We start from the raw sequence: 13,691 nt of genomic DNA, 5'->3' as shown, positions 1-13,691 counted from the left end.
GCGGTCACTCCGCCGGCGCCGGCAGCGCTTCCTCGCCATGGCTTTCCTTGTGATGGTCGGCGGCCAGCATGACGTAGACCGCCGGCACGACGAACAGCGTGAAGAGCGTGCCGAGCGAGAGGCCGGACGCGATCACGAGGCCCATGCAGAAGCGCGACAGCGCACCCGCGCCCGTGGCGATGATCAGCGGGACCACGCCCAGCACCATCGCGGCGGTGGTCATCAGGATCGGCCGGAAGCGGATGCCGGCGGCGGAAACAACGGCCTCGCGCTTGGACTTGCCGAGCGCCTGCTGCTCGTTGGCGACCTCCACGATCAGGATGCCGTGCTTGCTGATCAGGCCCATCAGCGTCACCAGGCCGACCTGGGTGTAGATGTTCATTGTGGCGCCCAGCACACCCATCGTGCTCAGCACCATGAGGAACAGCAGCGCGCCCGCGATCGACATCGGCACCGAGAACAGGATGATCAGCGGATCGCGGAAGCTTTCGAACAGCGCCGCCAGCGACAGGAAGATGATGATCAGCGCGAAGGCGAAGGTGGTGACGAAACCGCCCGATTCCTGGATGTACTGCCGCGACGAGCCGCCATAGTCGACCGAATAGCCGGCCGGCAGCGTGCGCGCGGCGAGGTCCTGAAGGTACGCGATGGCATCGGCCTGGGAGACGCCGGGGTAGGCGACGCCCTGGATCGTGGCGCTGTTGAGCTGCTGGAAGTGGTTCAGCGATTCCGGAATCGCCTTGGTGACGATCTTCGCCACCGTGGAGACCGGCACCGAGGACCCGTCCGACGCCTTGATGTAGTAGTTCAGGAGCTGGTCCGAGTTCAGGCGCGAGCGCTGCTGCACCTGGGGCATCACCTTGTACGACCGGCCGTCGAGGTTGAAGTAGTTGACGTAGCCGCCGCCCAGCATCCAGGCGAGCGCGCTGCCGACGTCGCTCATCTTGAGGCCGAGCTGGGCCGCCTTGTCGCGGTCGATCTGCACGGTGGCCTGGGGCTGGTCGATCTTGAGGTCGGTGTTCAGGAAGATGAACCTGCCGCTCTTGAGGGCTTCCTGCAGGAAGTTCTGCGCCACCTCGTTCAGCGGCCCGAACCCGCCCGTCGTCGTGATCACGAACTGGATCGGCAGGCCCGTGCTGCCGGGCAGCGGCGGAAGCTGGAAGGCCACCACCTGCGCGCCGGCAATGCCCGCCACCTCGTGCTGGATGATCGGCTGGAGCTGGTTGGAGGTGAGCGTGCGCTTGTCCCAGGGCTTCAGCACCATGCCGGCGATCGACTGGCCGGGCACGTCGAGCTGGAAGACGTGGTCCGTCTCGGAATGCTTCTTGAAGATCTCGTAGACCTGCCGCGCGTACATCAGACGCTGGTCGATCGTCGCCGTGGGCGAGTTCGTCGCCAGCGTGATGACGACGCCCTGGTCCTCCTGCGGTGCCAGCTCGGCCTTGATTGACGAATAGAGAAAATAGATGCTGCCGAGCACGATCACGGCGAAGACCGCCGTCACCGGCAGGTAGTTCAGGCTGCCGTTGAGCCATCGCCCGTAGCCGCGCCGCAGCCGATCGAAGTTGCGGTCGATGAACCTGATGAAGCCCGCTTCCCAGCGGGTCACGCCCTCACCATGCGGTTTCAGCATGCGCGAACACATCATCGGCGAGAGCGTCAGCGCCACGATCGCGGAGATGGTCACGGCGCCCACCAGCGTGAAGGCGAACTCGGTGAACAGCGCGCCCGTCAGGCCCTTCTGGAACCCGATCGGCACGTAGACCGCGACCAGCACCACGGTCATGGCGATGATCGGACTGCCGAGCTCGCGCGCCGCCTGGATGGCGGCGGGAATGGGCCTCATCCCCTCCTCCAGATGGCGGTTCACGTTCTCGACCACGATGATGGCGTCGTCGACCACCAGGCCGATGGCGAGCACCAGCGCCAGCAGGGTCAGCAGGTTGATGGAAAAGCCGAAGACCAGCATCATCGAGAAGGCGCCGACCAGCGACAGCGGGATCGCGATTGTCGGGATTAATACCGAGCGCAGCGAGCCGAGGAACAGGAACACCACGACCGTGACGATCAGCAACGCCTCGACGAGCGTGCGGATCACCTCGTCGATCGCGCTGTTCACGAACTCCGTCGAGTCGTAGACGATCTTGCCGTCGAGCCCTTGCGGGAGCTGGGCGACGATGTCCGGCCAGATGGCGCGCACGCCCTTGACGACCTTGAGCAGATTGGCCGCCGGCGCCACCTGGATGCCGATATAGATCGCCTGCTCGCCGTCGAAACCGACCTCGCTCTCGTAGTCCTCCGAACCCAACGTCACCCTGGCGACATCGGAAAGGCGCACGATCGCCCCGCCCTCCTGCTTCAGCACGAGGTTGCGGAACTCCTCGAGCGAGCGCAGTGCAGTCGAGGCGGTAAGCGTCATCTGCACCATCTGGCCCTTGGTATAGCCGAGGCCCGAGATGTAGTCGTTGCTGGAGAGCTGGATCGCCACGTCGGCCGCGGTCAGGCCGTAGGCGGCGAGCTTCTGCGGGTCGAGCCAGGCGCGCAGCGCGAAGTTCTTGCCGCCCAGTATCTCGGCGGTCTGCACGCCTTCGACGGCCTGCAGCTTCGGCTGCACCACACGCGTGATGTAGTCGGTGATCTGGTTGGGCGCGAGCGTCCTGCTCGAGAAGCCGAGATACATCGCGTCGATGGTCTGGCCGACCTTCACCGTCAGCACCGGCTGCTGTGTGCCGGCTGGCAGGCGATTCAACACCGAATTGACCTTGGCGTTGATCTCGGTCATCGCCTTGTTGGCGTCCCAGTTCAGTCGCAGGTAGATGGTGATGGTGCTGGCACCGCTGATCGAGGTCGACGTCATGTAGTCGATGCCGTTGGCCTGCGCGATCGCCTGCTCGAGCGGGGTGGTGATGAAGCCCGCGATGACCTCCGGATCGGCACCGTAGTAGGTCGTGGTCACGGTGACGACCGCGTTCTCGGTCTGCGGATACTGCAGCACCGGCAGCGTGAACACCGAACGCAGGCCGACGACCAGGATCATGAGGCTGACCACCGTCGCCAGCACGGGACGGCGGATGAAGATGTCGGTGAACTTCATGGCGCGCCGTTCCTCAGTGGTCGACCGGCTTGGGGTCGGGATCGTCCTTGGGCACGACCGTGTTGTTGATCACGACCGGCACGCCGTTGCGCAGCTTCATCTGGCCGCCGGTCACGACCATGGCGCCTTCCTTCAGGCCCTTGGTGATCGACACCTGGTCTCCGCGCGTGGCACCGACGGCGACGAAGGTCTGCTGCGCCACGAGATGCGGCTTGCCGTCCGGACCCTTGCCCTTTTCCTCGACGACATAGACCAGATCGCCGTAGGAATTGTAGCTGATCGCCGTTTGCGGCAGCGTCACCATCCGCCGCGGCGTGCCGGTCACGGCATCGATCGTCACGTACATGCCGGGCGTCAGAAGCTTGTCGGGGTTCCTGATCTCGGCCCGCACCTGCACGTTGCGCGTGGACGTATCGACCTTGGGATTGATCGCGGTGATCTTTCCCGTGAAGGTCCTGTCCGGATAGGTGTCGACCTTGGCCGTCACCGGCTGGCCGACCTTGATCTTGTCGAGCGCCTGTTGCGGCAGCAGGAAGTCGGCATAGATCGGCGTCAGTGCCTGCAGGGTGACGATCACCGTTCCCGGCGCGAGATACTGGCCGAGATCGACCTGGCGCAGGCCGAGGTGGCCGGCGAACGGCGCCCTGAGCGTCTTCTTGTCGACGATCGCCCGCTGCTGCTCGGCCAGCGCCTGGCTGTTCTTGAGGTTGGCGGCGTCCGTATCGATCGTCGCCTGGCTCACCGCCTGGGCCTTGAACTGCTTGAGGTCGCGGTCGTAGGTCACCTGGGCGAGCTTGGCCATGGCCTCGAGCGATTCGAGCTTGGCCACGTCGTCGTCGTTGCGCAGGCGCAGCAGCACCTGGCCGGCCTCGACATCGTGGCCGGATTCGAACTCGATCTTGTCGACCACACCGGCAAGCTCGAGCGACAAATCCGCGCCCTTCACGGCGCGCAGCGTGCCCACGGCCTCGACCTGCTGCTGCCAGTCGGTCACCACGGCCTTGGTGGCGGACACCGTCTGCGGCACGTTGCCCATGCCGGACATGGCTTCCCTGATCTTGCCGTCGACGAAGCTCTTGAAGCCGAACACCCCGAAGAGAGTGGCGCCGACCAGAACCAACATGATGAGCATTCGCTTGATCATAGCCTTCGTCCTTCAGTGCCCCGCGCGGGGCGGCTTGACGTCTTGCACCGGCGGCACGTTGACCACGCCGCCCGGCTTGCCTTTCGATTCGGGTCTGACGTCGGTTCTGTTCCACCAGCCGCCGCCCAGCGCCTGGAGCAGCGCCGCTGTGTCGGCGTAGCGCTGTCCCTGTGCCCGCACCCGGTTGACCAGAGCGCTCTGGTACTGCTGCTGCGCGTTCAAGAGCGTCAGGTAGTTGACCGCGCCAAGCTGATACTGCTGCTGCGCGAGGTTGAGACTGGCCTGCGCCGTCTGCTCGGCCGCCACCGTGGCCTTGAGCGTGTCCGCATCGGACTGCAGCGCGCGCAGCGCGTTAGCCACGTCCTGGAACGCCGACAGCACGGTGCTGCGGTATTGCGCGGCCGCCTTGTCGTAGGCCGCCGCCGCCGCCAGCTTCTTGTGTTCGAGCTGCCCGCCGTCGATCAGCGTCTGGGCGAGACTGAGGCCGAGACTCCATACGCCGGAGCCTGGCGCGAAGAAGGTGCTGAACCCTGCGGACGCGACGCCCCACAGGCCGCTGATCTGGAACTGCGGCAGCTGCGCGGCCTCGGCGACGCCGACATTGGCGCTGGCGGTATGGAGCTGCGCCTCGGCCGAGCGCACGTCGGGCCGCTGCTCCACGAGTTGCGAGGGCAGGCTGAGCGGCAGCTCCTCCGGCAGGTGCAGCGTGGAGAGCCGCAGGCCCTGTCCGGCATCCTCGGTCGGCGGCTTTCCGAGCAGTGTCATCAGCTGATTGCGCTGCTGCGCGAGCTGCTTTTGCAGCGGCGGGAGCTGCGCCTGGGTCGCCGTGAGCGCCGCCTGTTGCGTCAGGACGTCGGAGCGCGCCGCGCCGCCCAGGTCGAACTGGGTCTGCACCACGCGCAGCGAGTCGGTCTGGATCCGGATGATGTCTTCGGTGGCCGCGATCTGGGCGCGCAGCGAGGCGAGGTTCACCGCCGCCACGACGACATTGGAGGTAAGCGTGAGATAGGTCGCCTCGAGCTGGAAGCGCTCGAACTCGGCCTGTGCCGCCTGCGCCTCGACCGACCGCCGCGTGCCGCCCCAGACGTCGGGGCTGTAGGAGATGTTGAGCGAACCGGTGGTGACGCCGAACACCGACGCGGGGCCGACCAGTCCCGTCGTCGCGCCGTTGAACCTCTGCTGCTCGGCCTTGCCGTTGGCACTGATGGTCGGGAACAGCGCGCCTTGCTGGGCGTACAGAAGCTCGTTGGCTTGCCGCAAAGACGCCTGCGCAGCATCGAGATCGGGATTCGCCTTGAGCGCCTGATCGATCAGCGCATTGAGTTCGCTCGAGCGATAGAGTTCCCACCACTGGCCGGGAATGTCCGCGCCGGGATCGAAGGTCTGCGCGGCGCCGCCGTCGGCGACGCCGGCCGACGCGGTCTTGGGCGCCAGGCTCTCGGGCGTATAGCCCGTCTCCGTGGGCTTGGCTGGCCGCTTGAAATCTGGACCGACCGTGCAGCCGGCGGCGGTCAGGCTCGCGAGGACAAGCGAGCCGAGACCGGCGCGGCGCGCCGCACGCGACAGGAAGGAAGAAGAAAAACGTGTCATTCGACTAGTGTCCGTCCGGAGATTCGGTCCGGCACGAGGCCGCCATGGCATCGCGCATGATGGCTTTGCTGTGGGAGCGCACGAGCGCCTGCACGGCGCGCACGCGCTCTTCGCTGAAAAGATCGAGGCCGAGCGCCTCGCGCACACCGCGATTGCAGAAGATCGTCACCTGGCCGATCAGCGCCACGGTGCGCAACACGATCGCCTGATCCTCCGTCGACCGGCCGAGCAACCGCGCGACCAGCGCCAGACAGGGCTCGAAGATCTGGCGCATCCCCGTCTTGTGCAGAAGCTCGAGGCCCGCAGTGCGCTCGATCTCCGCGCGGGCGTAGAGCAGCCGCCGGCTCTCGTTTTGCCGTCCGCCGGAGATCAGGGCGACGAACGCCTCCAGCATCTCGCACAGGAGTTCGAGCAGTTCCTCCGCCGCCGTGTCCGGATGGGCCAGCGCCGCGCGGACCTTGACCGCCAGCGGCGCCATGTGCGCCTCGTTGTGCTGCACGATGTGCTCGATGACAGCGCGGTAAAGGCCTTCCTTGCTGCCGAAATAGTATTGAATGGCGGGCAGATTGACGCCGGCACGTTCGGCCAGATGCCGCGTGCTCGCGCCCTCGTAGCCCTCGGCGGCGAAGATCTCGAGCGCCGTTTCGAGGATTCGCCGGCGAGTATCCTCGCCGCGGGCGTAGGCTCCCGATCGTTGACGTAGTGTGCTGTGGGTCATCCGGTCCGCTCTGCGGTGCAGCAGCGCGGCTCTCTATAGACAAGGCGAAACTATGTCAATCGACCGATATTATTTGGTCGATACGAGAATAATTTAGTGAAAATTGTTTCGCATTGGTCGCGCAAACAGTCCTTGCAACGGTGCGAAACCGGAACCGGCACCTATCTGGTTTGGCCGCAATGGTTTCACAAGAGGCGCCGCACCACCGGCAGCTACTTCCTCCTGTTCCTGCGGTGAACGAAGTCGGCCATGGGCTCGACATGACCGCCCTCGGCGACCGATTGGGCGAAAGCGTCGATGCCGGCTTGCACCGCCTCATCGAGCGGCAGCCGTTCCCAGCGCCTCATCAGCCGCTTCTGGCTGCGCACCGCGGCCGAGATCCCTTCGACAACCGCCTGTACCGACCGCTCGATCGCAGTATCGAGCTCGGCCGCCGGAACCACCTCCTCGACCATGCCCCAAGCCGCCGCCCGGGCGGCATCGATGGTTTCGGCGGTAAGCAGAAGACGCGAGGTGCGCCCCCAGCCGATCAGGCGTGGCAGCAAGGCGGCCTCGACCACCGACGGCACGCCCACCCTGACCTCGGGCATGCCGAAGAAGGCATTGTCGGCCGCGATGCGCATGTCGCATGCCGCTGCCACCTCGAGTCCGGCGCCCAGCGTATAGCCTTCCATGCGGCAGATCACCGGCACCGGGCAGTCGCGGATCGACTGGCAAAGCTTGTGGATCAAGGTGATGAAGGCACGGCCCTCCTCGCCCTGGCGCAGTGCCGCCATGTGGTTGATGTCGGCGCCGCCGATGAAGGCGCGGCCGCCGGCCCCCGCCAGCACGACCACTCGCAGGTCGTCATCCTTGGCCAGCGTGTGGAAGGTGTCGGCGAGGTCGCGCAGCGCTGCGGGACCCAGCACGTTCAGCCGCCGCGAATAGTCGTAGATCACGTGGACGACGGCGCCCCGCTCGCGCTGCTCGCGGCGAACCTCGATCTTGTGCGCGGCAGACGTCATGCGGTTTCGCTCCGTGGCTCTTTGTCGGCGAGAGAATTTTCTTCTAATAGAGCGCGCTCGCGAAACTTCACAAGAGCCGACCGGAATGCCTGACGCCGCCGCCCCCGCTACCATCGATCTTGCCTGCTATTCGACGTTCGTGCCGCCCGATCCGTTCGAGGATCACACCGGCCCGTTCTACTTCCGCATCGAGGGCGATGCGCGCGCGAAGGACAGCGTCCATTGCGTGCTGCCGACCGAATCACGCCACGCCAACTATGCGGGCGGCGTGCATGGCGGCGCGATCCTGACCTTCGCCGACTACGCGCTCTGCCTCGTTGCCGGCCGCGCCGCCGATGGCGGCAGCAACAGCTCGTTCGCGATGACGGTGAGCATCGCCGTCGAGTTCCTGAGCGCGGGCCGCGTCGGGCCGTCGCTGGAAGCGCGCGGCGAGCCGCTCCAGGTGACGGGGCGGCTCGCTTTCGCGCGCGGCAGCATCACGCAGGAAGGCCGCGTGATCGCGCTGTGGTCCGGCGTCTGCCGGCACGTCGCCCGCGACAAGGCGATGGCGCGCAAGGCTGCCTCGCATCCGGCGCTTTCGGGCATGCCGCGCCAGACGGTGCCTGCGGGCTTCGAGCTCCTGGCCAATGCCAGCGTCTATTCGCGCCATATCGGTCCTTCCTACGTGCGCAAGGAGGTGGACGGCGCCACGCTCGTTCAGCCGACGTTGCCGCATATGTGCAACTCGGGCGGCGTGCTGCATGGCGGCTATATGATGAGCTTCGCGGATTCGGCGGTGACGCGGGCGGCCGCGTCCGTCACGGGCATGGCGCCCAGCACGGTCTCGTTCGCCGCCGAGTTTCTGGCCGCGGGCGACGCCCTGTCACCGCTCACGACCCGGGTCGAGGTTCCACGCCACGGCAAGACGCTCGCTTTCCTGCGCGGCCTTCTGGAACAGAATGGCAGGCCGCTGCTTTCCTATTCGGGCACGATCCTGCTGCGTCCGCGAAAGTGACATGCGTCCATCTAACCTGCCATAAGCCCGGCTTGCGTGGCGACGCGCTGGACTTCGCGGCGGAACACGTCGCGCATGCGGCGCACGCTGAGGAGATCGTGTGCCTTGGCCGCTCGCTCCACGGCTTCGGCGATCTCGCCCAACGCGGCCGCGCCGATCATGCCGGAGGCGCCCTTGAGGCGATGGGCGGCTCGGGCGATGGTAGCGAGGTCGTCGGTCGCCTCGATCTCGTGCTCGGCGCCACGCGCGGTGTCGAGGAATTCGCGCTCGACCTCGGCAAGCGTCTCGGGATCGTCGCCGAACAGTTCGACGAGCCGCGTGCGATCGTATGCCTCGCTCATGTCGTGTGCTCCGTGCGGGCGTCCTTCAGCCAGACATCGAGGGTCGCCCGCAACTGCTCGATTCCGATCGGCTTGGTGATGAGGCCGTCCATTCCGACCGCCCGCGTCTTGCGCTCGTGCTCCTCGAGCGCGCTTGCCGTCACGGCGAGGATGGGGGTGCGCTCGCGCCGGTCGGCCTGCTCGCCCTGGCGGATACGGCGCGCCAGCTCGAAGCCGTCCATGCCGGGCATCTGCAGGTCGGCCAGCACCAGGTCGTAGCGCCGCTTGCCCCACAGCTCGAGCGCCTCGTCGCCGCCGGCCGCGGTGTCCGTCGAGGCGCCGGCCAGTTCGAGCTGACGTGCCAGGATCTTGCGGTTGACCGAGTTGTCGTCGACCACCAGCACATGGCCGCCGGTCCGCACCGGCGCGGCTGCCGCATCGATGCCGCGGGCGAGTACGGGCGCCCGGCCCGCTGCGCGGGTCACCGCGCGGACGAGAACATCCCGCCGCCACGGCCGGACAAGGCCTTGCAGCAGGCCGCCACTGCGCGGCGCCGGACCGTCGATCAGAGCGACCCGGCGCTCGGGCGCACCCGCCTCGATCAGGCTGATACCGGTGAAGGGCGTGCCCGACGCGCCCAATCCGACACGCGCCCCGGCCGCGGTGAGATAGCGCGCGATGGCCCGCGATTCCTCGGGATCGGCCAGTGAAAGCGCCAGTGTCAGACCTTCGAGCGGCAGCGGGCCGGCCGCAGGGCACGGCGCCTCGTCGAGCCGCATGGTAACGGTGAAGGCCGAGCCGACGCCGGGCGAGCTCTCGACCGTGACCCCGCCCCCCATGGCTTCGGCCAGGCGCTGCACGATGGAGAGGCCGAGCCCCGTGCCGCCGAAGCGGCGCGTCGTGGAGTTGTCGGCCTGGACGAAGGGCTGGAACAGCTTCTCCCGCTGCTCGGGCGTGAGGCCGATACCGGTGTCGGCGACCCGGATGGAGAGCGTGCCTTCGTCCGCCCGCTCGAGCGTGAGCCGCACCGACCCCTTTTCGGTGAACTTGAGCGCGTTGCCGAGCAGATTGAACAGGATCTGTTGCAGGCGCAGCGGATCGCCCATCACGCGCGCCGGCGCGCCCGCAGCCACATAGGCGATCAGCTTGACGCCCTTGGCCGCCGCTTGGGGCGCGAGCGTCTCGGCCGCACCCTCGATCAGCTCCACGGTCGAAACCTCGATGCGCTCGAGATCGAGGCGGCCGGCCTCGATCTTGGAGAAGTCGAGAATGTCGTCGATGATCTTCAACAGCGCCGAAGCCGAGTAGCGCACGGTGCCGAGCGCGTCGCGCTGCTCGGAGGTGAGCGGCGTGCGCTCCAGCACGTCGATCATGCCGAGGACGCCGTTCATCGGCGTGCGGATCTCGTGGCTCATGGTGGCGAGGAAGATCGACTTTGCCTGGTTGGCCTTCTCCGCCTCGGCCTTGGCCGCGAGTGCGACGTCACGCGCCAGCCGCTCCTCGTCGTAGGCGACCTGCAGGCGCTGGGCCAGCTCCTCTTTCTGGTAGGCAAGCGCGATATTGTCGTACTGCCAGCGATGCACATCGCGCACATAGGCCATGAGATGGCCGACATAGGCGCCGCCCGCGATGCCGACGAGCTGGTAGAACGGATCCGCCGAGATCAGCAGCACGAACAGCAGCGGCGCCGTGGTCGCGACCGCGAAGGTGTAGAACGTCGGCGGATGGGCCGAACGGATCGGCACGGCAGTGGTGATGGTGGCGAGCAGCACCAACCCGAGCAGCATGCGCTGCAGCTCGTAGTCCTTCGACGCCAGCATGTAGCCCGCCACGCCCCAGCAGGCGCCGGCCAGGAAGGACAGCGTGGCGAACCACCAGCCCCAGCGGACCACCTCCTCGTCGGGCGGATTGGCCTGGGCGAAGTTGCGGCGCAGGATGTCGAAAGCGACCGTGACGGCGAGATGCGCCACGAACGGCGGCACCAGCTCCATCAGATCGACCTGCCGCCAATAGATGGCGGCGATCACCGGCCACAGGACGAAGGAGAAATAGCGCGACTGCTTGGAGCCGTCGAACAGCCGGCGGATCAGCTCGGCGCGGACAAAAGCTTCCTGCTGCGCGGGATTGGCGACCTCGAGCGGCGAGAGAGGCGCGGCGCCTGCCGGTTCAGGAGCGAGCGACATACGATACCGGCTGGGGAAAAATGGATGCCAACATGTTGTGTTTGGCCCCCTGGGAGACCCATTACTGTATCAAAGACCTTAAGAATCGACTATAAATTGTTGCAAAAGCTTGGTATTTTACAGGCATAGACTTTATTCATTTCCGGATCAAGCCATGCAACAACCTTCCGTTTTACTGGTCGAGGATGACGCATTCCAGCGTAAGGCCGCCGAGACCTATTTAATGAACCACGACCTGCGGGTCATCGCGGTCGAAAATGGGGCCCAGATGCGCCGCCAGGTGTCGCGCGCCATGCCCGATCTCGTGCTGCTCGACGTGCAGCTTCCCGGCCAGGACGACGGCTTTGCGCTCGCACGCTGGCTGCGCGAAAGCAGCACCCGGGTGGGGATCATCATGCTGACGGCCGCGGGCGATTCGGTCGACAAGGTGCTGGGCCTGGAAAGCGGCGCCGACGACTATGTCGCCAAGCCCTACGAGCCCCGCGAGCTGCTGGCGCGCTGCAAGAGTGTGCTGCGCCGGTCGGCCCACAAGGCGACGCCGCCGCGGATCGAGCGGGTGCGGATGGGCCGCCACACGCTCGACCTCACCAAGCGGGCGCTGCAGGACGACGGCGGCCAGGAAGTCCCCGTCACGGCCGGCGAATTCGACCTTCTGAAGATCTTCGCCGAGAACCCCAACCGGCCGCTCAGCCGGGACTGGCTGCTGGAGACCACCAGCCATCGCGCCCGCGACCCGTTCGACCGCGCCATCGACCTGCGGATCACCCGAATCCGACGCAAGATCGAGCCGTCGCCCGACAAGCCGACCGTCATTCGCACCGTGCGCGGCATCGGCTATATGTTCGTGCCGCCCGCCGAATGAGGTAGAAAGCGGGCCCCGGCCGGCGCTGGTCACCGGAGGGCCCGTAGTTCAGTGGTCAGAACGAGCCGCTCATAACGGTTATGTCGCAGGTTCGAATCCTGCCGGGCCTACCGACCAGCTGAGATCGTTTTTCCATCCGACGTAAGGAACCGGAAAGGGCCGCGAACGCGGCTCTTTTTGCTTCTCGACTATCGACTGAAACCGACCATTTGCGGGGAAATGCCGGCAATTCATGCGCCTTCGGCACCAGTGTTCTCCGGGAGCCCAAGGAAGATCGACTCATAACTCTCCTTCTAGAAATCCTTATTTCGAATGCCGCCTGCTTAGATGCCCGTTGGCCTCTCGTGATCGTCTCGAAGATCAGGCGACATGGTCTGCCCTGCTCGGATCGGTCAAAATAAAAGGTGACTCGGCGAAAACCGGCCATCGCGACAGCCTTGTCATTGAAGGAACGGGTCACATGATCAAGCGATTTCACGCTCTGTACGTGGGTCAGATCGATCTCGACAATGTCGGTCTCCATGGCACTCCGGCGAATGACCGCCGATATTCCAACCAACGCCTGAGTGAGGTCTTTGCCACTGCCCGCGATGTCGCTCGGCTCATGGACGACCTTGGCTACCACGCGCTTTGGACAGCAGAGCACCATTTCCAGCGCGAAGGCTATGAATGCCTGCCCAACCTGGTGCAACTGGGCCTCTGGCTCGCCACACAGACCAAGCGCCTGAAATTTGGCTGCGCCTTCAATATCCTGCCGATGTGGCATCCGATCCGCCTGGCCGAAGACTATGCCATGGCCGACATTGTAACCGATGGCCGCGTGATCATGGGCGTGGGCCGCGGCTACCATAGTCGCGAGGTGGAAACCTTCGGGGCGCCGCTGCTCGATGCCGAGGCGAACCGCGAGTATTTCGAGGAGCAGCTTCAGCTCCTGCTGAAGTGCTTCAACGAGGAATCCTTCCACTTCAAGGGCAAGTACTTCGAGTGCCCGCCCCGGATCGACTACCGGGGCTACCCGCTAAGGGAAATCACGATGGTGCCGCGCCCCAAGCACCTGCCCGTCGATATCTGGATGCCCATCGCCAGCGGTCGGACCATCGACATGATGGCGCGCTACGGCCTCAAGGCCATGGTGGACCTGAATGGCGAGAAGATCCTCGACGATGTCGTGCGCGCGTACCACGCTGCCTGCACCCGCCACGGCCGGCCCAAGCAGCTCGGCGAGGACATGATCTGGGGGGCAGGCCTCTATCTTGCCGACAGCCAGGAAGAGGCGATCAGGCGTATCGAGCCGGCACATGACGAACGCTACAAGTGGTTCGCGCCGTTCGGCTTCGTGCGCTATGCGGACGATCAGGGGCGGACCTGGGGCACACCGGGCGCGCCGGCCACGATCCCTTCGATCCGAGATGGCGTGAAGCAAAGAGCGTGGCTTTGCGGCACGCCAGCCCAGGTCATCGAAGCCATCAAATCAATCGAAGCCAAATACCCCGGCCTGGAGGACTTCATGATCCACTGGGCCGAAGGGCTGGCCGCCACGGAATTCAAGGACCAGCTGCGTTGGTTCGCGCAAGACATCATGCCGGCTTTCGGAGAAGCGAGGATTGCCGCCGAGTAGCACAATGCAAACTGACGGCATATCGACGGCCTCCTGTTCCAGAAGCAGCGCCGCCATCACGCCCCGCGCATGAGCGCGGCGCCCTTGTCGAGCAGGGGGAGGATCTTGTCCCTGGCTTCGGGCGGAATGACGAAGACGACACGGTCGACGCCGGCGTCACGGGC

At 65.9% G+C, this 13,691-nt stretch carries 10 protein-coding genes and 1 tRNA gene; 4 read left to right on the top strand and 7 right to left on the bottom strand.

What is annotated here, in order from left to right; genetic code table 11:
• Positions 1 to 4 precede the first annotated feature (4 nt).
• The 5 genes from VH499_RS13230 to VH499_RS13210 all read right to left on the bottom strand — a co-directional run bounded on the left by VH499_RS13230 (position 5) and on the right by VH499_RS13210 (position 7,550).
• Positions 5 to 3,094, bottom strand: coding sequence for an efflux RND transporter permease subunit (locus VH499_RS13230; protein WP_332053211.1), 3,090 nt, complete (start codon positions 3,092 to 3,094; stop codon positions 5 to 7).
• A gap of 13 nt (positions 3,095 to 3,107) precedes the next feature.
• The gene (locus tag VH499_RS13225) at positions 3,108 to 4,226 is read right to left on the bottom strand and encodes an efflux RND transporter periplasmic adaptor subunit (protein WP_332053210.1); all 1,119 of its coding nucleotides are present in this window, start codon (positions 4,224 to 4,226) and stop codon (positions 3,108 to 3,110) included.
• A gap of 24 nt (positions 4,227 to 4,250) precedes the next feature.
• The gene (locus VH499_RS13220) at positions 4,251 to 5,828 is read right to left on the bottom strand and encodes an efflux transporter outer membrane subunit (RefSeq protein ID WP_332053209.1); all 1,578 of its coding nucleotides are present in this window, start codon (positions 5,826 to 5,828) and stop codon (positions 4,251 to 4,253) included.
• A 4-nt stretch (positions 5,829 to 5,832) separates the two neighbouring features.
• Positions 5,833 to 6,546, bottom strand: coding sequence for a CerR family C-terminal domain-containing protein (locus tag VH499_RS13215; protein ID WP_332053208.1), 714 nt, complete (start codon positions 6,544 to 6,546; stop codon positions 5,833 to 5,835).
• Positions 6,547 to 6,758: 212 nt separating this feature from the next.
• Positions 6,759 to 7,550 carry an enoyl-CoA hydratase gene (locus VH499_RS13210; protein WP_332053207.1) on the bottom strand — a complete coding sequence of 264 codons (792 nt, stop codon included), beginning with the start codon at positions 7,548 to 7,550 and terminating at the stop codon, positions 6,759 to 6,761.
• 85 nt (positions 7,551 to 7,635) lie between these two features.
• Between VH499_RS13210 and VH499_RS13205 the strand changes: the two genes are divergently transcribed.
• Positions 7,636 to 8,544 carry a PaaI family thioesterase gene (locus VH499_RS13205; RefSeq protein ID WP_332053206.1) on the top strand — a complete coding sequence of 303 codons (909 nt, stop codon included), beginning with the start codon at positions 7,636 to 7,638 and terminating at the stop codon, positions 8,542 to 8,544.
• 11 nt (positions 8,545 to 8,555) lie between these two features.
• On the opposite strand, the gene VH499_RS13200 is transcribed toward VH499_RS13205, so the two are convergent.
• Both VH499_RS13200 and VH499_RS13195 read right to left on the bottom strand, forming a co-directional pair.
• A complete protein-coding gene (locus tag VH499_RS13200; RefSeq protein ID WP_332053205.1) occupies positions 8,556 to 8,885 on the bottom strand; it encodes an Hpt domain-containing protein in 330 nt (109 codons plus the stop codon).
• Positions 8,882 to 11,047 carry a hybrid sensor histidine kinase/response regulator gene (locus VH499_RS13195; RefSeq protein ID WP_332053204.1) on the bottom strand — a complete coding sequence of 722 codons (2,166 nt, stop codon included), beginning with the start codon at positions 11,045 to 11,047 and terminating at the stop codon, positions 8,882 to 8,884. The genes VH499_RS13200 and VH499_RS13195 overlap by 4 nt, the downstream gene beginning before the upstream one ends.
• A 154-nt stretch (positions 11,048 to 11,201) precedes the next feature.
• On the opposite strand from VH499_RS13195, the gene VH499_RS13190 reads away from it, so the two are divergent.
• From VH499_RS13190 to VH499_RS13180, 3 genes are all read left to right on the top strand, one after another.
• Positions 11,202 to 11,909 (top strand): response regulator, encoded by a 708-nt coding sequence (locus tag VH499_RS13190; protein WP_332053203.1) that lies wholly within the window; start codon positions 11,202 to 11,204, stop codon positions 11,907 to 11,909.
• A 37-nt stretch (positions 11,910 to 11,946) separates the two neighbouring features.
• Positions 11,947 to 12,019 (top strand) — tRNA-Ile (locus VH499_RS13185).
• Positions 12,020 to 12,369: 350 nt separating this feature from the next.
• A complete protein-coding gene (locus tag VH499_RS13180; RefSeq protein ID WP_332053202.1) occupies positions 12,370 to 13,527 on the top strand; it encodes an LLM class flavin-dependent oxidoreductase in 1,158 nt (385 codons plus the stop codon).
• Positions 13,528 to 13,691: the final 164 nt, after the last annotated feature.

Origin of the sequence: Reyranella sp., from assembly GCF_036558665.1 — a bacterium.
Classification (GTDB): domain Bacteria; phylum Pseudomonadota; class Alphaproteobacteria; order Reyranellales; family Reyranellaceae; genus Reyranella.
The sequence above is the reverse complement of the archived record's forward strand: the minus strand, read 5'-3'. Positions and strand labels throughout refer to the sequence as shown.